The sequence below is a fragment of the Flexivirga sp. YIM B11880 genome (assembly GCF_058148645.1).
In genome coordinates this window covers 16,262-39,805 of sequence record NZ_JBMAMH010000019.1, presented here as the reverse complement: position 1 = coordinate 39,805, position 23,544 = coordinate 16,262, and the positions used below count along the sequence as shown (strand labels likewise).

Annotated in this window: 20 protein-coding genes; 9 read left to right on the top strand and 11 right to left on the bottom strand. The window is 68.5% G+C overall.

Annotated features, from left to right (window positions below; genetic code table 11):
• Positions 1-6 precede the first annotated feature (6 nt).
• Genes ACN8HC_RS18295 through ACN8HC_RS18280 form a run of 4 tightly spaced genes read right to left on the bottom strand, consistent with a single transcriptional unit; the run spans position 7 to position 4,740 of the window.
• Complete coding sequence (locus ACN8HC_RS18295; protein ID WP_490076282.1) at positions 7-1,116, bottom strand: hypothetical protein; 1,110 nt, start codon at positions 1,114-1,116, stop codon at positions 7-9.
• 13 nt (positions 1,117-1,129) lie between these two features.
• On the bottom strand, positions 1,130-2,506 hold the full coding sequence (locus ACN8HC_RS18290; RefSeq protein ID WP_490076281.1) for a VWA domain-containing protein: 1,377 nt from the start codon (positions 2,504-2,506) through the stop codon (positions 1,130-1,132).
• On the bottom strand, positions 2,490-3,401 hold the full coding sequence (locus tag ACN8HC_RS18285) for an AAA family ATPase (protein WP_490076280.1): 912 nt from the start codon (positions 3,399-3,401) through the stop codon (positions 2,490-2,492). The genes ACN8HC_RS18290 and ACN8HC_RS18285 overlap by 17 nt, the downstream gene beginning before the upstream one ends.
• Before the next feature lie 10 nt (positions 3,402-3,411).
• On the bottom strand, positions 3,412-4,740 hold the full coding sequence (locus tag ACN8HC_RS18280) for an alkaline phosphatase family protein (protein ID WP_490076279.1): 1,329 nt from the start codon (positions 4,738-4,740) through the stop codon (positions 3,412-3,414).
• Between the two features lie 148 nt (positions 4,741-4,888).
• Between ACN8HC_RS18280 and ACN8HC_RS18275 the strand changes: the two genes are divergently transcribed.
• Both ACN8HC_RS18275 and ACN8HC_RS18270 read left to right on the top strand, forming a co-directional pair.
• Positions 4,889-5,752, top strand: a complete 864-nt coding sequence (locus tag ACN8HC_RS18275) for a DMT family transporter (protein ID WP_490076278.1) — start codon at positions 4,889-4,891, stop codon at positions 5,750-5,752.
• A complete protein-coding gene (locus tag ACN8HC_RS18270) occupies positions 5,740-6,897 on the top strand; it encodes a glycosyltransferase (RefSeq protein WP_490076277.1) in 1,158 nt (385 codons plus the stop codon). Before ACN8HC_RS18275 ends, ACN8HC_RS18270 begins: the two co-directional genes overlap by 13 nt.
• Before the next feature lie 10 nt (positions 6,898-6,907).
• Here ACN8HC_RS18270 and ACN8HC_RS18265 read toward each other — a convergent pair whose 3' ends face one another.
• Positions 6,908-7,306 (bottom strand): MerR family transcriptional regulator, encoded by a 399-nt coding sequence (locus ACN8HC_RS18265; protein ID WP_490076276.1) that lies wholly within the window; start codon positions 7,304-7,306, stop codon positions 6,908-6,910.
• 80 nt (positions 7,307-7,386) lie between these two features.
• Between ACN8HC_RS18265 and ACN8HC_RS18260 the strand changes: the two genes are divergently transcribed.
• The 3 genes from ACN8HC_RS18260 to ACN8HC_RS18250 are packed head-to-tail and all read left to right on the top strand — an operon-like array spanning position 7,387 to position 11,426.
• On the top strand, positions 7,387-8,568 hold the full coding sequence (locus ACN8HC_RS18260; protein WP_490076305.1) for an acyl-CoA dehydrogenase family protein: 1,182 nt from the start codon (positions 7,387-7,389) through the stop codon (positions 8,566-8,568).
• Positions 8,565-10,112, top strand: coding sequence for an acyl-CoA carboxylase subunit beta (locus ACN8HC_RS18255; RefSeq protein WP_490076275.1), 1,548 nt, complete (start codon positions 8,565-8,567; stop codon positions 10,110-10,112). The genes ACN8HC_RS18260 and ACN8HC_RS18255 overlap by 4 nt, the downstream gene beginning before the upstream one ends.
• A 60-nt stretch (positions 10,113-10,172) precedes the next feature.
• On the top strand, positions 10,173-11,426 hold the full coding sequence (locus ACN8HC_RS18250; protein WP_490076274.1) for a YihY/virulence factor BrkB family protein: 1,254 nt from the start codon (positions 10,173-10,175) through the stop codon (positions 11,424-11,426).
• 28 nt (positions 11,427-11,454) lie between these two features.
• Here ACN8HC_RS18250 and ACN8HC_RS18245 read toward each other — a convergent pair whose 3' ends face one another.
• Positions 11,455-12,093, bottom strand: coding sequence for a hydrolase (locus tag ACN8HC_RS18245; protein WP_490076273.1), 639 nt, complete (start codon positions 12,091-12,093; stop codon positions 11,455-11,457).
• Between the two features lie 33 nt (positions 12,094-12,126).
• Positions 12,127-13,401, bottom strand: coding sequence for an MFS transporter (locus ACN8HC_RS18240; protein WP_490076272.1), 1,275 nt, complete (start codon positions 13,399-13,401; stop codon positions 12,127-12,129).
• Between the two features lie 160 nt (positions 13,402-13,561).
• Here ACN8HC_RS18240 and ACN8HC_RS18235 point away from each other — a divergent pair, with 160 nt between their 5' ends.
• The gene (locus ACN8HC_RS18235; RefSeq protein WP_490076271.1) at positions 13,562-14,854 is read left to right on the top strand and encodes an MFS transporter; all 1,293 of its coding nucleotides are present in this window, start codon (positions 13,562-13,564) and stop codon (positions 14,852-14,854) included.
• A 12-nt stretch (positions 14,855-14,866) separates the two neighbouring features.
• Here the strand turns inward: ACN8HC_RS18235 and ACN8HC_RS18230 are convergent, their stop codons facing one another.
• Genes ACN8HC_RS18230 through ACN8HC_RS18220 form a run of 3 tightly spaced genes read right to left on the bottom strand, consistent with a single transcriptional unit; the run spans position 14,867 to position 19,107 of the window.
• Complete coding sequence (locus ACN8HC_RS18230) at positions 14,867-15,496, bottom strand: Maf family protein (RefSeq protein ID WP_490076270.1); 630 nt, start codon at positions 15,494-15,496, stop codon at positions 14,867-14,869.
• Between the two features lie 26 nt (positions 15,497-15,522).
• Positions 15,523-17,409, bottom strand: coding sequence for a Na+/H+ antiporter (locus ACN8HC_RS18225; protein ID WP_490076269.1), 1,887 nt, complete (start codon positions 17,407-17,409; stop codon positions 15,523-15,525).
• A gap of 45 nt (positions 17,410-17,454) precedes the next feature.
• Positions 17,455-19,107: a DUF885 domain-containing protein gene (locus ACN8HC_RS18220; RefSeq protein WP_490076268.1), complete on the bottom strand. Its 1,653-nt coding sequence runs from the start codon at positions 19,105-19,107 to the stop codon at positions 17,455-17,457.
• Between the two features lie 66 nt (positions 19,108-19,173).
• On the opposite strand from ACN8HC_RS18220, the gene ACN8HC_RS18215 reads away from it, so the two are divergent.
• From ACN8HC_RS18215 to ACN8HC_RS18205, 3 genes are all read left to right on the top strand, one after another.
• Complete coding sequence (locus ACN8HC_RS18215) at positions 19,174-19,872, top strand: MOSC domain-containing protein (RefSeq protein ID WP_490076267.1); 699 nt, start codon at positions 19,174-19,176, stop codon at positions 19,870-19,872.
• A 43-nt stretch (positions 19,873-19,915) separates the two neighbouring features.
• Entirely contained in the window at positions 19,916-20,392 is a 477-nt protein-coding gene (locus tag ACN8HC_RS18210; RefSeq protein WP_490076266.1) for a GNAT family N-acetyltransferase, read from the top strand.
• Positions 20,393-20,992: 600 nt separating this feature from the next.
• Positions 20,993-22,642: an HNH endonuclease signature motif containing protein gene (locus tag ACN8HC_RS18205; RefSeq protein WP_490076265.1), complete on the top strand. Its 1,650-nt coding sequence runs from the start codon at positions 20,993-20,995 to the stop codon at positions 22,640-22,642.
• An 81-nt stretch (positions 22,643-22,723) separates the two neighbouring features.
• Here the strand turns inward: ACN8HC_RS18205 and ACN8HC_RS18200 are convergent, their stop codons facing one another.
• The gene (locus tag ACN8HC_RS18200) at positions 22,724-23,539 is read right to left on the bottom strand and encodes a hypothetical protein (RefSeq protein ID WP_490076264.1); all 816 of its coding nucleotides are present in this window, start codon (positions 23,537-23,539) and stop codon (positions 22,724-22,726) included.
• Positions 23,540-23,544: the final 5 nt, after the last annotated feature.

Below are 23,544 nucleotides of genomic sequence, written 5' to 3'. Positions count from 1 at the left end.
CAGCGGTCAGGCGCGGCGGCGCAGCAGTATGACGACCACCGCACCGGCCACGGCCAGGACGAGCGCCGTCCCGGCGATCCGCAGCAGGGTGGTGGTGGTCGACGACCCGGAGCTGCCACCCTGGCTCAACTGGGTCGCCGGGGGAGCCGCGACGGCGGTGCCGGCCGCGTCGACATACGTCGGACCTCCGGTGGCCGTGCCGGTGACCGCGATGTTGAGCCGAGCCGGCAGGCGGAAGTTCGACGGCGGTGCGGTCCGGTCGTCGGGCGCGACCCGCACCACGAGGTAGTACCAGCCCGCGGCCGTCGTCCACTGCGCCTGCGTGGCGCCGACGTCTCCGGCGTCGCCGTAACCGATGGAACGGTTGGCGGCGTCGACCACCGTCGTGTAGGTGGACGCGGTCTGCTCGGTTGACTCGTTGCGGTAGAGCGACGCCGAGCGGTCACCGGCACCGACGGGTGCCCACTGCGGACTGAATGCCGCGAGCTCGAGGTCGAGCGAGGACGGCGGCGCGATGTTGCTGCCGTTACGCGGCGCGTCGACGGACGCCGCGAGGCGCTGGCCCCAGCCCACCCGGACGCGCGCGACGCCCATCGCGCCCGGCCGCAGGGTGACCGGGTGGCTGCCCGGCGTCAGGGTCGTCGGTGCGAAAAGCTGATCGCTCAGCGTGACGTCGGGGCCGCTCGTCGTCCGGCTCGGGGCGTTGATCGTGCCCTGCTCGCTCTTCGGCGTCGGAGATCCCGCGTGCGCGACCTTCGGCTCCGCGGTGACGGCGAACCGCAACTGTGCGGGTGCGGCGCTCGCGCTGGATTGCGACGAGTCGTCGGCGCTGAGCTCCAGCAGCAGCCTGGTCGCTGAGGCGCACCCGTCGGAAAGGTAGCTCTGGCGCGTGCTTTCGGCGGAGTCGGCGAAGACGAACGTGTAACCGGTGACGTCGTCGGTCAGCGTGGTGGTGCCACTGGAGCAGGTCGTCTGACCGTCCGGTGTGGTGAGCGAGGCGTTCACCGCCCCGAAGATCGCCACCGCGACCGAGCCGCCCCTCGGCCGGGTGATGGACGCGTAGTGCTCGGTCGTCCCGCGCGGGGCGGTGGTCTGGTAGATGCCCGGCTGCAGCACGTGCCTGGACGCCTCAGGTCGGCAGGGTGTCGGCCACGAAGTTTCGCAACTGCTCCAGGTTGCGGCATTCGTGGATCGGCACGACCTGTCCATAGCGGCGAACTTCTGAATCACCTTGCTGCCACAGCAGCCTCGGCTCCGGGTTGAGCCAGGAGACATGATGCGCCCGGTCGCGGATGCGCTCCAGGTCCGTGACGTTCGGATCGCCGAAATTGTTGCGCCCGTCGCCGAGGATCAGCACGGTGGTGCGTCGCGTGACGGCGTCCAGATGGCCCTGCACGAAGGTCCGCAGCGCCTCGCCATAGCTGGAACCGGTGCCGCGGGCGATCAGCGCCGGAGTGCCCAGTGCCCAGCTCGTGAGTGACGTGCCCGGCGGCAGCTCACGCACGACATCGGTGATCTCGGCGGTGCTGCTGACGAAACCGAAGACCCGCACCCGGCGGAAGTGCTGCCTCAGTGCCTGCATGAGCAGCATGGTGAAGGTGGAGAAGCCACCGACCGAGCCGGACAGATCGGCGAGCAGCACCAGATCCGGGTGGTGCGGTGTCCGGTGCCGGTAGGCGGGTTTGACCGGCACACCACCGGTCGACATCGACGCGCGCAGCGTGCGCCGCACGTCGATGCTGCCGCGTCCGGAACGTTCCCGAGCAGTCAGCCGGGACGCGAGTTTGCGCGCCAGCGGGTCGATTTCGCGCTCCAGCTCGGCCAGCTGACGCGCGCCGGAACTCACGAAGTCGCGGCGGCGGAGGGAGGACGGCACGGCGAGCCGGGCCAGCCGCTCGCGGTCGTGCAGCTCCGCGTTGCGTCTGCGTGTCTCGGACGTGACCCGTTCGCGGAACCGGTCGACGCGGCGGCGCAACTCGTCGCGGTCGAAGCGGTCGCTGAACTGCTCGGGGCGCGAGGCAGCCCGCAATTGCCGGTGTGCACCCGCGACGGCGCGCTGCGGCGCGAGTGCGTCGAGGGTGCGGGCTGCACTCCAGCCGCGTTCCGGGTGTTCGGCGTCCACCATGCCGAGCAGCTCGACGGCCGCGGCGGCCAGCCGCTCGAGTCCCGTGTCGTCTCCCGCGGCCAGAGCGTCGGACAACTGGTCGAGCAGGCCGGCCTTGTCGGCCTCGTCGGCGCCGGCCACCGTGGATCGGTCGCCGACCGCCGGCGGGAAGAAGATGTCGAAGAGCTGGTCGAACGTACCGCGATCCTCCGCCTGGCGCACCATGGCTGCGGCGATGCCGCTGCGGAGTCGGGCCCGATGGTCGAAGCCAAGGGTCGCAGCCACGCGGGCCGCGTCGGTGACCTCGCTGGGCCCGATGCGGATGCCATGAGCTCGCATGGCCGCACCGAGGCTGACCAATCTCCCTGCCAAGGCGGCGGATTCGTCAGCCGGCGAGTTCACGATCGAGGTCGAGCTTGCGGTGCGCGAGCTCGATGTCGCCGGTGTGCTTCAGGACCACGCCGAGCGTGCGGCGGACGGTGTCCGGGTCCAGCTGCGACGTTCCGAGGCTGATCAGCGTGCCGGCCCAGTCGACCGTCTCGGCCACCGAGGGGGACTTGCGCAGCTGGAGATTGCGCAGGGCGCCGACGACCCGCACGACGGACGCCGCCAAGGCGTCGGGCAGCTCCGGCACGTGCGACTGAACGATGCGCCGCTCGAGGTCCGCAGAGGGGTAGTCGATGTGCAGGAACAGACACCGGCGGCGCAGCGCCTCGGACAGCTCGCGGGTCGCGTTGGACGTGAGAACCACGAGTGGGCGATGCCGAGCTCGCAGGGTGCCGAGTTCCGGGATGGTGACCTGAAACTCGGAGAGCAGCTCCAGGAGCAGACCTTCCATCTCCTCGTCGGCCTTGTCGACCTCGTCGACGAGCAGCACGACCGGGTCGTCGCTGCGGACCGCGATGAGCAACGGGCGCGCGAGCAGGAATTCCTCCCCGAAGATGTTCGTGCGCAGCTCGTCCCACTCGCCACCTTGCTCGGCGGTGATGCGCAGCAATTGCTTGGCGTGGTTCCACTCGTAGAGCGCGCGTGCCTCGTCCACACCTTCGTAGCACTGCAGGCGCACCAGCCGCTGTCCGAGCGCGTCCGCCATCGCGGACGCGAGCGCGGTCTTGCCGACACCGGCCGGACCTTCGACAAGGATCGGGCGGCCCAGGGCCGCCGCGAGGTACACGGTGGTGGAAATCTCCTCGGACGCGAGGTATCCCGTGCTCTCCAGCGCACTTGACACGTCGTCGACGCTGCCGAAACGCACCGCGGCGCCGTCGGTCGACGGGCAGGGCTGGTCGCTGCTCACATCGGCCACGCTAGTGCAGGCCGTCCCGCTCCTGGGCCAGCAGTCCTGCCGCCACCTGCTCCAGGTGGGACCGCTGCGCCGCGAGTGCCGCGGGTGTCGGTGGCGGAGTGGGTGCCGTGACGTCGGCAAGCGGGTCGTCGGTGCGCGGAGTCGTCAAGGACAGGGCCGCTCCGATGTCCGGCGCGGCAGCGTCCCGCTTCGTCAACGGCGCGACGCCCCACCGCTTTTCGATGGTCGCGAGGATGCTGGTGTGGTCCAGGGGAGTGCTGCCGGCCGGCACCCGGAACACCGTGCCGGCCGGGATCAGCGGGCTCGCCAGCACCGTCGGCACCCGCGGTCCGAAGCGGGTGAAGTCGAAGCCGAACTGCCCGGTCGATTCGTCCGGCGGCACGGCGCCCCACGGCGGCGCGACGTGGTCGTAGCACCCGCCGTGCTCGTCATACGTCAGGACGAAAAGCGTGCTGTTCCAGTCGGGTCCATCTCGCAGCGCACGGTAGACGTCCAGGATCAGCTGCTCGCCGAGCGCCACGTCGTAGTTGGGGTGCTCGCTGTTGCCGGTCGAACTCCAGCTGGGCTCCAGGAACGCGTATGCCGGGAGCCTCCCCGCCGCTGCGTCCGCCTCGAAGTCGGTCAGCAGACCGAAGTTCGTGTCCGGTGCGGCGCTCGTGTCCGGGAAGTCGAGCTTGGTCAGTGGCGTCTTCGTGTCGCCGTAGATCTTCCACCGCACGCCCTTGTTGCTGAGTGCCCCGAAAATGCTCGGGACGGTGAATTTCTTGACCTGGTCGTCCATGCGGCCCTGGCTGGTGCCGGCACAGGCGAACGCCCGATTGGGCATCGTCATCGTCGGCACGGACGCGTACCAGTGATCGCACACGGCGAAACCCGTTGCCAGGGTGGAAAGTACCGGTAACGTCGCCGGCGTGTGGCAGCCCATGATCATGGATTCGGTGGTGCCCGGGACGACATACCAGCCCTTGGCGTTGTTGTCCTTGATGGCCTGCGCATAGTTGGTGACGAAACCCTGCATCGACGGCGTCGAGCCGGTCGCCGGCGGGGCGGGGCTGCCCCACAGCTGGTCGTTGGTCGCCGCATAGCCCTCGCCGGGATCGGCGCCCGGCATGAAATAGAGGGCCGCGGTGTCCGGTGCGAAGCGGTATGCCGCCACCGGTGTGCCGTCCGTGCCCGGGCAGCTCTCCTGGCCGGTGAGTCCCTCGAAGGGCTGCCCGGCCGGCGACGTGTTGCCGGAGTCGGCATACAGCCAGCCCAGCATGTGGTCCAGTGACCTGTTCTCGAGCATCAGCACGACGAGGTGCTCGATCGCGTCCAGTCCGGTAGCCATGACACCAGCGTCGCGCGGCCGGCTGCCCGATGGGGGAGAACCAAGCTGAGTGTTTCATGTGAGGACGAAGTCCACTGATCTGCGAAAATGCAAGGATGAGAGGCACATCGGACGGTCCGCGCTGAGGCGCGCGGTGTATCAACTCGCTGTGGGACTCGCTGTTGTGGCGGCCCTGCTCATCGCTGTCGGAGCCGCTCTTCAGGCGCGTTCGGCGGTCGGGGTCGGGATGCCCGGTCGCAACCGGGTGGCCTTTCTGCTCACCCTCGTACGCCAACCGCGTTGGCTCCTGGGCGCGCTGGCCAGCGGGTGCGGTGTGGCGGTGCACGTGACGGCGCTCAGCCTCGGACCGGTGAGCGCGATCCAGCCGGTGGGCACGGTCGGCCTGATCTTCGCCGTGGGAGCCCGGTCGGCGCTGGAGCGGCGCCGGCCGCGCACCCGCGCCCTGATCGGCTCGGCGATCGTCGTCGTCGGGCTGGTGGCCTTCCTCCTCGTGCTGCCGCACGGCTCCGGCACCACCCGGGTTCCCGCCCGCGGAGCACTGGCGATGACGCTGATCGCGCTGGGGATCGCCGCGATCGCGCTCGCGCTCCCGCGTCGACGGATCAGCGTCGACGTGCGGGCGGGCGCAGTGGCGGCCGGCGCGGGCGCGTCGTTCGGGGTGGGCGCCGCGCTCATCGGGGTGATCGGGCGGCGGGAGGGCCGAAACGTGGCCGCGGTGCTGGACTGGCCGACGCTGCTGGTGGTCGTGCTGCTCGTCGTCGGTGGCGTCGCGCAGCAATATGCCTATGGACTGGCGCGATTCGCCGAGGTGTATGCCGTGGTCCTGGTCGTCGACCCGTTGACCGCCGCCTGCACCGGGGTGCTCGTGCTCGGTGACCCGTTCCCGTCGGCAGTGCCGCAGCTGGCCTGGCTCGCACTCGCGGCCGGCGTGACGGCAGCGGGAGTGGTGGTGCTCTCCCGTCACCATCCGGCCCATCGGCAGGAGGGGAGCGTCGGCCGATGCGGATCCTGATGGCGACCGACACCTATCCGCCCGACCTCAGCGGGAGTTCGGTCTTCGCGCGTCGGTTGGCCCGCGACCTGGCGCGGCTCGGACACGAGGTCCACGTCGTGTGCGCGTCCGACGACGGGCCGGCCAAACTGGTGGTCGATCCGTTCGGGGTGCGCGTCCACCGGTTGTCCTCGCTGCCGCTGCTGATCCACCCCCCGTTGCGCTTCGTCAGTCCGATCGGCACCCGACGGCGATTACGAGACCTGGTCGCGAGCATCCGTCCCGACGTGGTCCATGCCCAGGATCACTTCACCATCGGGCGCGCCGCGATCAGCGCGGCGGTGGAGAACGGCATCCCGGTGGTTGCCACGAATCACTTCATGCCGCAGAACCTCACGCCGTACCTCCCGGCGCCGTGCCGGCCGCTGGTGACGCGCGCCGCGTGGTTCGACTTCCAGCGCGTCTACCGTCGCGCCGACCGCGTCACCGCACCGACGCCGACGGCTGCGGCGGTGGTCTGCCGGCACTTCCATGAGCGAGCCGTCGAACCGATCTCCTGTGGTGTCGACACCGACACCTTCCACCCGCATCCGGCGCCCGGTGCCAGCCGCCGATCGCTGTCCCTGCCGGACGTGCCGACGATCGGCTACGTCGGCCGGCTCGACGCCGACAAGCATCTGAGCGACCCGGTGCGTGCCCTGGCGCGTGTCGACGGGCCGGTGCCGGCTCAGCTGGTGCTGGCCGGCACCGGGCCCCGCCGGCGCCGGCTGGAGCGCCTCGCCGACGAGCTCGGCATCACCGGCCGGGTCCACTTCCTCGGCTTCGTGCCGGACGAGCTGCTGCCCGAGGTGTATGCCGCGTGCGACGTGTTCTGCATGCCGGGGACCGCCGAACTGCAGAGCATCGCCACCCTGGAAGCGCTGGCGGCCGGCTTGCCCGTGGTGCTCGCCGATGCGCTGGCCCTGCCGCACCTCGTCGAGCAGGGCGCCAACGGTTTCCTCTATCCGCCCGGTGACATCGACGCCCTCGCCCGCGCCTTCTCGACGCTGCTGGCGGCGGACCGGCGGCCGATGTGCACGGTGAGCCGGCGCATCGCGGAGCGGCATGCGGCGGCGCGCAGCGTCGCCCGGTTCGACGAGATCTACCGGCAGCTGGCGTCGTCGTAGCGAGCGTGTGTCAGCGGCGCCGCAGCGTCCCGAGGTCGGCTCGGCAGCGCCGCTCGACCTCGGCCAGGTCACGCAGCGTCTGTTCGATGTCGGCCCGTCGCTGCTCCAGGTCGGCACGGCGAGCCGCGATCTGGTCGAGCAGGTAGACCAGCTGGCCTTCCTCGCCGGGCGTCTGGTCGTACATGTCGATGATCGTGCGAATCTCCTCCAGGGGAAAGCCGATTCGCTTGCCGCGCACGATCAGCGCCAGTCGGGTGCGGTCGCGCCGGTGGAAGATCCGCGCGGTGCCGCGCCGCTCCGGAGAGATCAGGCCGAGCTCTTCGTAGTGCCGGATGGTGCGGTGCGTGACGTCGTACTCGGCGGCGAGCTCGGCGATCGTCCAGGTCTGCTCATCGGCCGGGGTTGTCATGACCGCAAAGCATGCTTTACGTTTACGTCAACGTCAAGCAGTGCCCGATGGCGAACCAGACCCAGGAGGACCGGCCGCACATGTTCGAGTTGACCCCGGAGCACGAGGAATTCCGTCACGTGGTGCGTGACTTCGCCGAGCGCGAGGTTGCTCCGCATGTCGCCCAATGGGACCGCGACCATCACTTCCCGACCGAGCTGGTGCCGAAAATGGGCGAGCTCGGGCTCTTCGGGCTGGTGGTGCCGGAGGAGTATGGCGGGGCGGGTCTCGACGAGGGCGGCTTCACCTACCTGTGCCTGGCCATCGAGGAGCTCGGCCGGGTCGACCAGTCGATCGGCATCACGCTGTCGGCCGGCATGGGCCTCGGCATCAACCCGATTCTCACCTACGGGTCGGAGGAGCAGAAGCAGCGCTTCCTGCCCGACCTGGTCGCCGGACGCGCGCTCGCCGGCTTCGGACTGACCGAACCCGACGCGGGCTCGGACGCGGGCGCCACCCGGACCAAGGCGACGCTGACCGACGGGCAGTGGACCATCAACGGCGCCAAGGCGTTCATCACCAACTCGGGCACCGACATCACGTCCGTGGTGACCGTCACGGCCCGCACGGGCACCGACGCCGACGGGCGTCCCGAGATCAGCGCGATCATGGTGCCGTCGGCCACGCCCGGCTTCACGGTGGAGCCGGCATACGACAAGCTCGGCTGGCACATCTCCGACACTCACGGCTTGACGTTCACCAATTGTGTTGTGCCGGAAAGCAGCTTGCTGGGTGAGCGTGGTCAGGGGTTCAAGCAGTTCCTCAAGACGCTCGATGACGGCCGCATCGCGATCGCTGCGCTCGCTGTCGGACTCTCCCAGGCATGCCTCGAGGCGGCGACCGAATATGCAAAGACCCGAACGGCTTTCGGCAAGCCGATCGCGGTCAACCAGGGTGTGTCCTTCCCGTTGGCCGATCTGGCAGTGATGGTGGAGGCGTCCCGCCTGCTGACCTACAAGGCGGCATGGCTGAAGGATGAGATGGAGGCCGGTCGAAGGTCGGTGGACGAGGTCAAGCAGGCGGCCTCCAAGGCCAAGGTCTACTCGACCGAGTCCGCGGTGACGGCCACCCGCATCGCCACCCAGATCTTCGGCGGCAACGGCTTCATGGAGGAATATCCGGTGGCCCGCTTCTACCGGGACGCCAAGATCCTCGAGGTCGGTGAGGGCACCTCCGAGGTCCAGCGGATGCTGATCGCGAGGGGCCTAGGCTTGCCGGCATGACGGCGACAGATCCGCGGATCGCAGAGGTCCGGGAGCGGCTGGCGGCGGCGCACGAGGCGTCGCAGACGCTGTCGGAGAAGGCCCGCGCGAAGCTGGACTCCCAGCACAAGCTCTACGTCCGTGACCGGATCGCATTGCTCTTCGACGAGGGCTCCTTCGTCGAGGACGGCCGCTACGCCAACGCGACCGCGGGCAATCTGCCGGCGGACGGTGTGGTCACCGGCCGAGGCACGGTCGACGGCCGGCCGGCGATCGTGGTCGCGAACGATCCGACGGTCAAGACCGGGTCGTGGGGAGCGCGGACCGTCGAAAAGATCGTGCGGGCAACGGAATCGGCTCTCCGCGAAGAGCTGCCGATCTTCTGGTTCGTCGACTCCGCGGGGGCGCGGATCACCGACCAGGTGCAGCTCTTTCCCGGCCGTCGCGGCGCCGGCCGGATCTTCCACAATCAGGTCGCGCTGTCCGGCAAGGTGCCGCAGATCTGCTGCCTCTTCGGCCCGTCGGCCGCGGGCGGTGCCTACATCCCGAGCTTCACCGACGTGCTCATCATGGTCGAGGGCAACGCGTCGATGTATCTCGGCAGCCCGCGCATGGCCGAGATGGTCGTGGGGGAGAGGGTCACCCTGGAGGAGATGGGCGGCGCTCGGATGCACTGCACGGTCTCCGGTGTCGGTGATCTGCTCGCGGAGGACGACGTCGAGGCGATCGAGCTGGCCAAGCTCTACTTCTCCTACGTGCCGTCCACCTGGCGCGAGCAGCCTCCGACATACCTCGCCGAGGAGCCGGAGGTCCCGCTCACCGATCACACCGTCCCGGAGATCGAGAGCCAGCCGTTCGACATCCACGAGGTGATCGAGGGTCTGTTGGACGACGACTCGTTCTTCGAGCTCAAACCGCTCTTCGCTCCGGAGCTGGTCATCGGTTACGGCCGGATGGACGGTAAAACCGTTGGCGTGGTTGCGAACAACTCCGCGGCGAAGGGCGGTGTGCTCTTCACGGACAGCGCCGACAAGGCGGCCCGTTTCATCTGGATGTGCGACGCCTACTCGATCCCGTTGATCTACCTGGCCGACGTTCCCGGCTTCATGATCGGCTCCGAGGTCGAGCGTGGCGGCATCATCCGGCACGGAGCCAAGATGGTGTCGGCCGTGTCCGAGGCGACCGTGCCGCAGTTCTGTGTCGTGGTGCGCAAGGCGTACGGCGCCGGCCTCTACGCGATGTGCGGCCCGGGCTTCGGGCCGGACGCGACCATCGCGCTGCCGACCGCCCGCATCGCGGTGATGGGGCCGGAGGCCGCGGTCAACGCGGTGTATGCCGCCAAGATCGCCGCCATCGAGGACGACACGGAACGCGCCGAGTTCGTGCAGGCGCGGCGTGACGAATACCTGCAGGACGTCGACCTGGAACGGCTCGCCTCCGACCTGGTCATCGACAGCGTCGTCGAGGCATCGGAGCTGCGCGGGGAGCTGCTGCACCGGCTGGCGTATGCCGCCCGCCGCGACCGCAGCTTCAGCGAGCGCCGGCGCGCCATACCGCCCGTGTAAGCCACCCCACGCCACACCGCGCATTCCCTGATTACCAGCGCGTACGGATACCGTGGAGGGGTGTCACCGCACCCGGCGTTCGATCGAGCCCAGCGGAGGTTTCCGCCGCTGGGCTTCCCGATCGCCGTCGTCTACAAGTACATCGACGACATGGGGACCTACCTGGCGGCGTTGATGGCGTTCTATGCGTTCGTCTCGCTCTTTCCGCTGCTGATCCTCGGGACCACGATCCTCGGTGTCGTGCTGAACGGCAATCCGGGGCTGCAACAGGATCTGATCACGTCCGCGCTCAACGAGTTCCCGATCATCAGCGACCAGATCAGCTCGCCGAACGCCCTGTCCGGCAGCTGGGTGTCGATCACGGTGAGCACTCTCGTCGCGCTCTACGGTGCGCTGGGCAGTGCTCAGGCGTTCCAGTTCATCGCCAACAGCGTGTGGCACGTGCCACGCAACTCGCGGCCCAATCCCTTTGCGCAGCGCGGCAAGTCGGTCGGGTTGATCGGTCTGCTCGGTACGGCGTTGCTCGCGACGATCGGTCTGACCCAGATCGCGCCCAACGTGGTGCACCTGGCGGGCGTGGCGAAGCTCGGAGTGACCCTCGGCACGGTGCTCATCGACGTCGTCGCGCTCATGGTCGCCTACCACGTCGGCACCAGTCGGTCCTTGCGCTGGCGGGAGATGTGGCCTGGTGCGGTCTTCGCGGCGTTCATGTGGCAGGTGCTGCAGCGCTTCGGCGGCATCTACGTCGAGCACGTCGTGCAGCGCAACAAGGCGATGAACGGGACGCTGGCGATCGTGCTCGGTCTGATGCTCTTCCTCTTCGTGGCCGGCATCATCATCGTCATCAGCATGGAGATCAACGCCGTCTGGGTGCTGCACCTGTGGCCGCGGGCCCTGCTCACGCCGTTCACCGACGACGTCGACCTCACCGACGCCGACGTGCGCGCCTACAGCGGGCTGGCCAAGGCGACACGGCTCAAGGGCTTCCAGCACATCGACATCGATTTCCGGAAACCATCGGAAGCACCGCCCGAGGACGCTGAGCAGGGTCCGCACCAGGCGCTCCCGCTCCCGCTCGACTTCGACGGTGCCGACGACGCCCCCGAACCCACGCCGGCGAAGGCGACCACTCCGTTGCCGACTCGCCCTTCCCAGGACCCGCACGAAGCCCACCGGTTACCCGGAGTGCCCCACACCGATGGCCCGAGGCACGACGAGCGCACCATCCCGCTGGTGAGTCGTCATGCGGAGCCGGACGACGACACGGACGACACGGCGCCGGTCATCCGCGGGCCGTGGTCGGCGGAGCGCTGACGGCCCGGCGACTTTCCGCGACTCGTCCTCACGTCAAGTGGTCGAAGTCTCCTCGCGTCCAGGCGGCGTGCCGCTGCGCCGATTGCTGCACCGCGGCGGCGGCATCGTGCGGCACCTCGAGGCCGAAGTTGTTCCAGATCTCGTCGAACGCCAGGTGCTGAACCCGGGCCGCGATGCGCAGCGCGACATTGCCGGACAACGGAATGCGGTTGGGATAGGACCGCATGAACGCGACGGTGCGATGGTCCTGGTTGGGGGCGATGGAGTCGCCGCCGAGCAGAGTGCCCTTGCCGTCGGCACCGGCTGCCCAGTGCGCGACCGCGCTGCCCGGGAAATGACCGCCGACCCGGAGCAGGGTCAGGCCGTCGGTGAGCGTGAGTTCGTCCCCCCACTCGGCGATCGCCGAGCCGCGCCGGCCGAGCCACTTGCCGTCCGGCGTCTGGACGAGCAGGGCCGTCTGGCCGATCCCGACGTCGGTGCGCAGCCCGGTCAGACCCGGGCGCAGGTCGAGGACCTCGACGCGCCGGCCGTCGGCGGCCAGCTTCTCGAGGCTCGTCCAGAGCTGACCGCCCGGCGGCAGGTATTGCCGTTCGTCGGCGCAGATCGGGCAGTCCCGGTCGGCGGCGGTGTCGTCATACTCCACGGCGCAGGTGGCACAGATGATCATCCGCCCATCCTGCGTCCTCAACCCTGCTTGAGGTCAACCGGTGGCTTCGGCGACCACGCTGGTGTCCCGGGTGCCGAACTGAATCCCCTTCTGCTCCTTGCCGATCAGCGTCAGGACGATGACCGCGATGAACACCGGCACGATCGTCACGGCGAGCGCGAAGGGATAGCCGTGCGAGGACGCGAGCGCCTCCTGGATGGGCAGGTTGAATGCCGCCAGGCAGTTGCCGAGCTGGTAGGTGACGCCTGGGTAGAAGCCTCGGATCTCGTCGGGGGAGAGTTCGGTGAGGTGCGCCGGGATGATGCCCCACGCACCCTGGACCATGACCTGCATGAGGAACGAGCCGAGGATGATCATGCCGATCGAGGTCGAGTAGGCGAACAGCGGCACGATCGGCAGGCCGAGCACCGCGCAGAGCACGATGAGCGTCTTGCGGCCGTAACGCTCCGAGAGAGCGCCGGCGATCGCGCCACCGATGATGGCGCCGACGTTGTAGATCACCGAGATCCAGGTGGCGGTCGACTTGGCGAAGCCGAGACCGGCGTCCGCGGTCTCCTTCAGGAACGTCGGGTAGACGTCCTGGGTGCCGTGGCTCATCCAGTTGAACGCCGTCATGAGGAGCACCAGGAAGACGAACCGCTTCCAGATCGTCGGGTTCTTGATGATGTCGGCCACGCTCGTGGAGGTCTGCCGGAAACGCTGTTGGGTCTCCCGCCATACCTCCGACTCCTCGACCCGGGCCCGGATGATCAGCGAGATCAGGGCCGGGACGATCGACAGGGCGAACATCCACCGCCAGCCCAGTCCCCACCAGGTGTTGACCACCAGGAAGGCGAGCGACGCCATCAGGTAGCCCATCGAGTAGCCACCCTGCAGGATGCCGGAGAAGAACCCGCGCCGGTGCGTCGGGATCTTCTCCATCGCCAGCGCCGCGCCGAGGCCCCACTCTCCGCCCATGCCGATGCCGTAGAGCATCCGCAGGACCATCAGCACCCAGAAGTTCGGGGCGAACGCACAGAGGAAACCGACCACCGAGTAGAACGACACGTCGACCATCAGTGGGATGCGGCGACCGGCGCGGTCGGCCCACAGGCCGAAGATGAAGGCACCGACCGGACGCATCACGAGCGTCATGGTGGTGATCAACGACATCTCGGTCAGCGACTTGCCGAAATCCTTGGCGATCTGTGCATAGATCAGCACGACGAGGAAGTAGTCGAACGCGTCCATCGCCCAGCCGAGATAGGCGGCGGCGAACGAGTTGCGCTGGTCCGGCGTGAGCTTGGTCCTGGGCGGGGTCGTCGACATGAACTCCTCCTGCGCACGTGATGTATAGCGGTCCGATGACGGACGCTAGTCTCCTCGGGAGGGGGTGCGGTGAGTTGCGCGTCGACCAACTTGATCGTCGTGACCAAACCATTACCTTCCACTGTCCCAACGTCCTGTTCCACGGTGGCAGTGTTGCGTCGTGACAGTGCACGAGAGGGGGCGCGCGACGGTGGGCACCGAGGACGCGGCGCGTCCTTCGCTGCGCCACAACAAGAACTACGCCTACCTGATCACCGGCGGGGCGGTCTCCAGCCTCGGCAGCCGGATGAGCAGCCTGGCGTTCCCACTGATCACGCTGGCGGCGACCGGCAGTCCCTTCGCCGTCGGTCTCGTCGCCGGTGCCACGACGATGGCGCTGGTGCTCATCGGGTTGCCGGCCGGCGCCCTCGTCGACCGCTGGGACCGGCGGCGCACGATGATCGCCGCTGCTGCGCTCGGCGCGACGGCATACCTCACGGTCGCGCTCGCCGCCTTCGCCGACCGGATCACGGTGCCGCATCTGATGATCGCGGCTGCGTGCGGCGGCGTCGCGAACAGCTTCTACAGCCCGGCCGAACAGGTCGCGGTGCGCCACGTGGTGCGCACGGAGGACATCTCGCGTGCCGCCGTCAACAACCAGGTGCGGTCGGCCGCGGCCGGCCTGGCCGGCCCGCCGATCGGTGGCTTCCTCTTCGGCATCGCTCGTGGCCTGCCGATGATCGCCGACGTGATCAGCTACCTGATCGCGATCGTCTGCGCGTCCCGGGTCAGGACCGCGTTGCCGGGGACCCCGGCTCAGGACCGTGAGGCGCTGGTGCCGTCCATCCGTACCGGGCTGCGGTTCCTCTTCGGCAACGAGCTGCTGCGGACCATCACCCTGCTGTGCACGTTCGTCAACTTCGTCGGCACCGGGCTGGTCGTGTCGGTCACCATCACCATGCAGCAACGGGGCATCGACGCCGCCTGGATCGGCGCGGTCTCCAGTTCGATGGCGCTGTCGATGCTGGTCGCCTCGCTGCTGTCGGCGCGGTTGCTGCGCCACCTCAGCGTGGGTGCGCTGATGCTACTCACGCCGGTCGTCGGCGCGGTCGCCTTCGCCGGTATGGCGTTCACCCGCGCGCCGGTCCTGCTCATGGTGCTCATGGCGTGTGGGACATTCCTGCTGGCACCGTGCAACGCGGCCGTGGTGGGGGTGCTGACGTCCAAGACCCCGCCGGACCGGCTGGGCCGGGTGATGAGCGCGGACAACGTGCTGTCCCTCGTGCTCACCGCCTTGGCGCCGGCCACCATGGGCTTCCTCATCGGCGCGATCGGTGGCCGGGAGGCGATGGTGCTCTTCGCCGCGTTGCTGGTGCTGTCCGGCGTGCTGGCGCTGGGTTTCCCTCGCCTGATGCGTATGTCGGCAGTCGCCCAGCCGGCCGAGGGACCGGACAGCGCGGTCGAGGCCGCCTGAATCGGCTGTTGCTCAGCCGCGCAACTGGTCGAAGGTCACACCGATCTCGCCCAGCATCTCCCGCAGCACCGGCAGGCTGAGTCCGACGACGTTGTGATGGTCGCCCTCGATGCCGCGCACGTAGGGACCGCCGAGCCCGTCGACGGTGAAGGCGCCGGCCACGCGCAGCGGTTCACCGGTTGCGACATACCCTTCGATCTCGGCGTCGCTGAGGTCGGCGAAGTGCACGACGGTCGAGGCGACGACCCCGAAGGTGGCACCGGTGGACTGCTCCCGCGCGTCGATCAGCCAGTGCCCCGTGTGCAGCGTGCCGGAGCGGCCACGCATGCGTTGCCAGCGCGCGGTGGCGTCCGCGGCGTCGGCCGGCTTGCCGAAGGTCCGGCCCTCGAATTCCAGCACCGAGTCGCATCCCAGCACCACTGCGTCCGCGTCACTGTCGCGGGCGACGTCCTCGCACTTGGCGCGGGCCAGTAGCAGCGCAACCTCGTCGCTCGCGAGGGGGCCGCCCAGGCCCTCTTCGGCACGGGCGATGGCGGCGGGCTCGTCGAGGGTGGACACCTGGACCTTGGGATCGACTCCGGCCGACTGCAAGGTGGCCAGGCGGGCGGGGGAGGCGGAGGCGAGCACGAGGTCGACGGTCACGGTCTGCAGCCTAGAGGTATGACGGCTCAGCCCAGCACGCCGTCGACGAAGCACCACCGCCAGGCTTCGCCCGGCTCGAAGGACCGCATCACCGGGTGCGCCGTCTCCTCGTAGTGCTTGGTGGCGTGCTTGCCGACCGAGGAGTCGCAGCATCCGACATGCCCGCAGGCGAGGCACAGCCGCAGGTGGACCCACACGGTGCCGTCGCGGAGGCACTCCTCGCAACCGTCCGGAGTGACCGGGTCGACCGCGAACGGCGCGTCGGCCAGATGCTCGCAACCGAACTGCCGTTCCTCGGGGGTGAGCAGCAGCCGCTCGGTGAGTTCCTGCTCGTGGGCGTCGGCCCGCGCGATCATCGACTCCTCCACGTCGAGGGTCTCCATGGCCGCCTGGAGCACGTCGTGGTCCATGATCCCCTTGTCGCGCAGCTTGATGACCTTGGCGCGTTCCGCGTCCAGCATCGCCGAGCGCAGCCGCCGGTAGGCGTCCGACGGGGTCTCGGTCGTGCAGTCGCTGCGTCCGAGACGTTCCCACCACAGGTTCGCGCGCCGGGCGCTCTGGTTGCGCAGCGAGGCCACCACCTGCTCGGGAACGTCACGGTCGCTGTCGTCGAGCTCCTGCTCGAGCCGGCGGTTGCCGGCAGTGATCGCCGCTTGCATCAGCTGTGCTGTCTGCAGGGCGTCCTCGCGCGGATCCGGGCCGTGCAGATCGAGCCGACGCGCCACGAAGCCCAGCGAAAAGCCTTGGATCACAAGAGTTCCCACCGTCACCACCAGGGCGATGAAGATCATCGCCGCCCGCTCGGGCGCCTCCGGTGGCAGCAACGACGCGGCCGCGAGGGTCACCACGCCACGCATCCCGGCCCAGGAGGCGATCGCCGTCTCCCGCCCGGTGAGCTCACTGTGGGACCACCCGCGCCACCTGCTGACCACCTCGAGGCCGAGCAGCCAGAGCGGGCGCAGCAGCATCGCGGTGACCAGCACGATCAGCGCGATGACGACGGTTCGGCCGAAACCGCTGTCCGACTGCACCACGGCCTGGACGATCGTGTGCGTCTGCAGACCGATCAGCAGGAAGACCATGTTCTCCAGCAGGTAGGTCATCGATGCCCAGTTGAGGCGTTCGGACACCCGCGACTGCGCCGTCTGCAGCACGGGCGCCGCGTGACCGCTCGCGACGCCGCAGACGACGGCGGCGATGACGCCGGAGGCATGCGCTTCCTCGGCGGGCAGGTACGCGATCCACGGGCTGAGGAAGCTGATCGCCACCACGGTGACCGTGTCGGTGACGTGCCGCCATACCCATGCCACGAGCAGATAGGCGACGAAGCCGATCACGGCACCACCGATCGACGCCCACAGGAAGTCCCTGCCTGCGGTGAACACCGTTGCAGCGCCGGCGGCGCCGGCCATCAGCCCCTTCGCGGTGTTGACCGTCACCAGGGCCGTGGCGTCGTTGAAGAGCGACTCGCCCTCCAGGACCGACACGACCCGGCGGGGCAGCCCGATGCGGCGCGCGACCGCCGTCGCCGCGACCGCGTCGGGCGGTGCGACCACGGCGCCCAGCGCGACCGCCGCGGCGAACGGTATGTCGAGCAGCTTCCACGCCACCAGGGCGACACCGAAGGCCGTGAAAATGACCAGTAGCACCGACATCTGGAGGATCCGCGCCCGCTCCCGGCGCAGGTCGACCAGCGAGGTGTTGGTGGCCGCGGCGAAGAGCAGCGGCGGCAGGAAACCGAGCAGGATCACTTCGGGCTCTACCGTGAAGGGGTACGGCATGAACGGCAGGAACGAACTCGCCGCCCCGACAGCGACCAGCAGCAGCGGGGCGGACAGCCGCAACCAGCGCGCGACGGTCGCGATGACGACCACCGATGCCGTCAGCAGGAAGATCGGCAGGGCGATGTGCACCCGGTCATCCTTCCAGGCCGGACCGTCCGTTCAGCCCGGGCGGGCTCAGAGCGTGCCCAGGACCGCTCCGCGGAGGGTGTCGAGGCCGACCGAGCCGATGTCGAGCGCGCGCCGGTGGAACGCCTTCAGGTCGAAGTCGGCGCCTTCGCGCTCGCGGACCTCGTCGCGCAGCTGCAGCCAGCTGCGCTCGCCGATCTTGTATGACGGTGCCTGGCCGGGCCACCCCAGGTAGCGGTCCAGTTCGAACCGGAGGAACCCCTCGGCCATGTCACAGTGCGCGCCCAGGAACGACCAGGCCTTGTCGTAGGTCCACTCGCCACCGCCGACCTCCGCCGGTGCCTCGAAGCCGCAGTGCACGCCGATGTCGAGCACGACGCGGGCGGCCCGCAGCGACTGGCCGTCGAGCATGCCGAGCTTGTTGCCCGGGTCCTCCAGGAAGCCGAGATCGTCCATCAGCCGCTCGGCATACAGGGCCCAGCCTTCGCCGTGACCCGAGCACCAGACACCGAGGCGGCGCCACGTGTTGAGCAGACCGGAGCGGTAGATCGTCTGGCCGTTCTGCAGGTGATGTCCTGGGACGCCCTCGTGGTAGACCGTCGTGAGCTCGCGCCAGGTGCTGAACTCCTCGACGCCCTTCGGCACCGCCCACCACATCCGTCCGGGGCGGGAGAAGTCCTCGCTCGGGGAGGTGTAGTAGATGCCGCCGGATTGCGTGGGGGCGATGCAGCATTGGATGGTTCGTGCCGGCACCGGGATGTCGAACTGGGTGTCGGTCAACTCGGCAATGGCGGCGTCGGCCTTCTCCTGCATCCAGCGCTGCAACTCGTCGGTGCCGTGCAGGATGTATGCCGGGTCGGCGTCGAGGGCAGCCATGGCTTCCTTCACGGTGGCGCCCGGCTTGATCTGCTCGGCGACCTGCTGCATCTGCGCGGTGATCCGCGCGAGTTCCTCCTGGCCCCAGGCATAGGTCTCCTCGAGATCGACCGTCGAGCCGAGGAAGAAGCGCGAGTGCAGGGAGTAGATGTCACGTCCACAGGCGTCGGATTCCGGTGCCAGCGGCAGGATCTCGTCGCGGAGCCGGTCGCCCGCGGCGGCGTAGGCGGCGGCCGCGGAGTCGACGTCGTCGGCGATGTCGGGGTGCCGGGTCTTCAAGTCGGCGAAGTAGCCGTCGGCTGCGGTGTGATCCTTGGTCTGCTGGATGCACGCCATGACCTGCCGGCGCGGGCTGACGATGCCCTGATCGGCTGCGACGTGCAGCGACTCGAACCACTGGTCAAGGGCTCGAGGTATGACCCGCATCCGGCGCCCGATGGTGGCGATCTGGTCGGGTGTGCCGGTGGGCATCAGGTCGAAGATGTCGCGGATGTTCTGCAGGGGAGAGGCGATGACGTTGAGGGAGGAGTGCTCGACGAGTGCGTCATACGTCTCGACTTCGAGGCCCAAGCGCTCGCGCATCGCGTCGACGGTGACCTTGTCCACGTCGTCCTGCGCCGTCGCGTCGTCGAGCGCCGCGAGGGTCGCGCGCAACACCGCGTTGCGCTCGGCGAGACCGTCGGGGGAGAAGTCGTCGAGTTCGTCCTGTCGCTCGGTGGAGCCGACGTAGGTGCCCCACATGGGGGAGAGCTCGATCGACTTCTCGTGGAAGCGCTCGGCGATCGAGTCGACAGGTGTCGGGGTGCGGGTGAGATCGTCAGTCACAGCTTGCACGCTAGCCGGGCCTCAACCGCGTTGCACCGGGATTCTGCAACGGGCAAGAATCTGCGGGTGTTGTTCGAAAGTGCGACGGCCCGCGCGGGGTCGACTACCGGGCGGGTGTTGTCGACGAATCTGGGGCCCGAACCCAACTCGGCGAAGTCGACGCCGACCGGCATCAACAAGCAGGCCGTCGATGCGATCGAGGTGCGAGCCCCCGGGCCCAAGCACGGCGGCCTGGGCAGTGGTGTCGTCGGCGACTTCATCGGCGATCGCAAGCACCACGGCGGCGACGACCAGGCGGTCTACGCGGTGGCGCGCGAGCAGCTGGACCGGTGGGGTGAACGACTCGGCCGCGATCTCCGCAACGGCATGTTCGGCGAGAACCTCACCACGCTGGGCATCGACGTCGATCGCTCCGTGATCGGCACCCGGTGGACGGTCGGGTCCGCTGTCCTCGAAGTGACCGGGCCGCGCATCCCGTGCGGGACGTTCAGGATGCACATGGCGCAGCGGGGATGGCTGAAAATGTATGTCGAACACGGGCTTTCGGGCGCTTACCTGAAGGTGGTCACGCCCGGCGTCATACGACCGGGTGATGCGGTGCTCGTCGGTGACATACCGCAGCACGGGGTGACCGTCCCGACGGCGTTCCGCGCGTTCTACGACGACGTGGACGCGATGCGTGCGGTCGTGGCTGCGCAGGTGCTCAACCGCGCCGAGCACGAGCAGCTGGCCGCTCGGCTCGGCAACGCGGTGACCGGCTCTTGACGAGTCGCAAAGGGGAGCAATGACGTTGGATTACCCGAGCGCAGTGACCGTTGACGAGCTGATCGCGATCCGGCTTGCGAACGACTCGGACGCGCACACCATCAGCGGTTGGACACACGCACCGGAAGTCTCCCGATTTTGGGGAGGCTGCGAGCTTTCGTTGGATGTGGTGTTGGCGAAATACACCGGCCGTCGGGCACCAGAGGTTGTCTCCTACGTGATCACCGAAGTCGGTCAACCGGTCGGCTATCTCCAGGCGTGGCAGATCCATGCGTCTTTCGGCCTCGACATGTTCATCAGCGCGGAAGCTCAGGGTCGCGGAATCGGAAGCGCAGCCGCACGCGCCATGGCAGTCGAATTGATGACACGCGGCTGGGTGCCGCTCACTGTCGATCCAGCCCTCCGCAACTCGCGAGCGCTACGCGCATGGCGAGCTGCGGGCTTCGTTCCTGCGGGTGGATTCGGCACCGACGGCAACGGCAGGACGACACAGATCATGCGGTTCGGCGGCATCGCATGAAGTTGTCAGTGCACTTCTAGACGTGCCCGCAGAACACAAACCGACCAGGGTGTACAGGCGGGAGTTGACCCGTCATGGCAACAGACAGCGGACAGTTCGACGCCTCCTGCGCTAACGAGCGTTGGGTGGATGTGTCCAAGTTGCCGAGAGCCGGCTCGAACGCGCTTCCGCGGCTGCCGAGGTGGGTGTCAGCCTCTTTCCATGAGGTTGTCGACGCCCTTCGGACGGTTGCCGCCGTTGCGGCAGTCTTGAGGTGGGCGATGATCCGAGCGGGTCGCCGTCTATTCGGTGCTACCGGGTGGCGTCGGGTTGGCTATTGCAGTGGAGTTCATAGACGATCGCAGCAGTTGCTCAGTGATCTGCGACGTCCTTGGCTCGCTCTTCAGTGATCGCCGGAATCTCGTGTGAAGGGGACCAACCCCCAATGTGTCCACCCGCCGGGCACGAGCAGATGGCTGCCAAGCCGGGTAACGCGGTGAGTCGTGGCTCAGTGCCCTTGCGTCCGTTGAGTTTTCGGTCTGAACGGTTGTCAGTGCTCACCTCTAGACTTGACCTCAGAACACAAGCCGATCAGGGCGTGCAGCTGGGAGGTGACCGGCCATGGCAAGTGACCACGAACCGCGGGATGGGTCCGATAACAGCCGTGTCCTGGTCGACTTGTCGGGAGTGCCCGAGGCTGTCGTCGCCGCGGTGACCGCACTGGCCGAGCAGTCCCGGAACGCCGGCAACGATGACGTCTCCCGGGAGCACCTGGGTGATGTGATCCAGTGCGCCGAACGCGTCAAGGCGTTCGCCGAAGCATCGTTGCTGGACGCGACCGCCGCCCTGGTGACCGACGTGGTGGCCGAGCACGGCATCAGCCGGGACGATCCACGCTATGCGGCGAAGGTGGCGGCCCACCGCAAGGCCGCCTGCCGGGCCGTGGTCCATGAAGTCCAGCTGCTGACGGGTTCCACGCTGACCGCTGCCCGGCACCGAGTCCGGTTCGCCACCGCCATGCCCGAACGCGTCCGGTCCGCGCACGAATCCCTGCGCAGGGGCGGCTGCTCCTGGGAGCGGGCGCGCATCGCTTACGTCGAAACCGCGCATCTGGACCCCGTGCTGGCCGGCCAGGTCATCGATCGGCTCCTGGCGCCACCGGACCGCACCACCGCACCGGACGGCGTCGAGACCGACGTGCCCTTGTCGCATGCCGGATTTCGGGCCCGGATCCGCCGCCAACTCGCCCTCGTCGACGGCGCTGCCAAAGACCGGCAACGCCGGCATCAGAACGCCATGGAGGGGCGGGACGCCTGCACCTTCCCCGGGCCCGACGGCATCGCCACGATCCAGGCGTCCGGAGACTCGGCCACGGTGTTCGCAGCGCAGCAACGCATCGCCGACCTGGCCCGGGCGGCCAGGGCTGCGGGCGACAAACGCACCCTGGCGCAGTTACGAGCCGACATCGCCCTCGACCTGCTCATCGCCGGCGTCGTGCCCGGTGATGCGCACCTGGGCGATGCACCGGCTGGCAAGCTGCACGTCATCGTCGACCTCGCGACCATCCTTCCCGAAGATCTGGTCCGTCAGACGGCTGGCAACGGTGTCGGTGCGGTGTTCGGTCTTGGTGAAGTGCCCGGCCTCGGGTTCCTGTCGGCCGACCAGGTTCGGGCCGTCGCGCTGCAGGCGGGGTCGACGTGGGCGCGGCTGGTCGTGGACCCGCTCACGGGGCAGGTCGTGGATGCCGCGAACACTTATCGAGCGCCGGCCGGGATGGCCCGTTTGGTGCGAGCGCGCGACCACACCTGCCGGGCACCCGGCGACTGCGGCATCCCGGTGAGTGAGGCCGACCTGGACCACGACACCGACTACCGGGCCGGCGCCACCAAGCCCGGCGAAGGCGCCACGCACCCGCACAACCTCCACCTGATGCACCGTGGGCATCACAACACCAAGACAGGGAAGTTCTGGAGCAGCCGACAACACCCCGAGGATGCGTCCATCACCTGGCAGACGCTCACTCGACGGTTACGCACCACCGCCCACAATCACCGGCAGGCACACGACCACGCGCCGCCATGGGTCAGCGCTGCCGAACGACAACTGGGCCTGCGACTCGCGAGGTTCCGCGAACACGACCTGACCGCCAACGCGTTCACCGACCTGCACGACCTCCAGCTCCTGACCGAACGCGACGAGCGACGCATCCACTTCGACCTTGAGCCGGACTGGCCGGACATCGACTTCCCCGATCCGCCACCGCCCTTCTAGTCGAGCTCCGGTCCGGCGATGCGGCTGCTGCCCTGGCCGGGCTGTCGGAACGAGGCGGAACGGAGTCTGCCGCGGCACCAATCAGTGTGAGGTGATCGACCGCCAAGTGCGCTGGAAACTGGCCAGCGTCTCCGGCCGGAGGGCGGGATCCAGACGCGTTGCGGCACACGAAAGCTGGCGCGCAGGGTGATCTGGGTTCGAGTCGATCAGTAGGACTTGGATCATCCGGCCCATGTTGAAGACGGTCGTCCGTTCATCGACAGTGGCCCCCTTGGTTGACTCCTCCGGTGCCATGAATCGCGTCGAGCCGGGCAGAGCGCCCAGGTCGTTCACGTACGAACCTCTGTGATAACACTCGAAATCGATCACTTTGATCGATCTTGATGCAAAGTCGTACATCAGGCAACCGTCGTAGAAGTCGCCAGCGAGCCAGCCGGCAGCGATCAGCTCGACGTGCAGGTCGATCACGGAGTCGAGCGCAGCTGCGATCTCCCCGGTGGATAAAGACTTGAAGCGCCTGAACGCCTGCGTCGGGTCGTCACGTTGTGCGGCGGGGCTGCGCACAAGCTCACCGTCGAACCACGGCGACACTGTGAGGACGCCTTCGTCCGTGTGGACGATGCGCTCGACCGGGATTAGTGCGTGATGTTCGACGGCCGTCGACACCTCGGCCGAGAGTAACAACGCACGCGATCGTTGAGCTCTGCTGGCGCCGCCTGCACTGATCAGGTCGTCACCCGGCGTTTTGACGAACCAGCTGCGTCCCGAGTCGTCGCGCACGCCATACGAAATATGCCCCGAGTGCTGGCTGCGCCAGTCAAACACCGCGAATATTTCGCCGATCCTACTGACCGCGTCGGTCAATGTGCCGCTGAACATCGCCCGCTTGATCCCCATGAAGC

Coding starts and splice junctions, on each gene's coding strand:
- ACN8HC_RS18240 (WP_490076272.1), bottom strand. CDS start 13,401: ATGTCGACGACCCCGCCCAGGACCAAGCTCACGCCGGACCAGCGCAAC.
- ACN8HC_RS18270 (WP_490076277.1), top strand. CDS start 5,740: ATGCGGATCCTGATGGCGACCGACACCTATCCGCCCGACCTCAGCGGG.
- ACN8HC_RS18200 (WP_490076264.1), bottom strand. CDS start 23,539: ATGGGGATCAAGCGGGCGATGTTCAGCGGCACATTGACCGACGCGGTC.
- ACN8HC_RS18245 (WP_490076273.1), bottom strand. CDS start 12,093: ATGATCATCTGTGCCACCTGCGCCGTGGAGTATGACGACACCGCCGCC.
- ACN8HC_RS18260 (WP_490076305.1), top strand. CDS start 7,387: ATGTTCGAGTTGACCCCGGAGCACGAGGAATTCCGTCACGTGGTGCGT.
- ACN8HC_RS18205 (WP_490076265.1), top strand. CDS start 20,993: ATGGCAAGTGACCACGAACCGCGGGATGGGTCCGATAACAGCCGTGTC.
- ACN8HC_RS18280 (WP_490076279.1), bottom strand. CDS start 4,740: ATGGCTACCGGACTGGACGCGATCGAGCACCTCGTCGTGCTGATGCTC.
- ACN8HC_RS18265 (WP_490076276.1), bottom strand. CDS start 7,306: ATGACAACCCCGGCCGATGAGCAGACCTGGACGATCGCCGAGCTCGCC.
- ACN8HC_RS18255 (WP_490076275.1), top strand. CDS start 8,565: ATGACGGCGACAGATCCGCGGATCGCAGAGGTCCGGGAGCGGCTGGCG.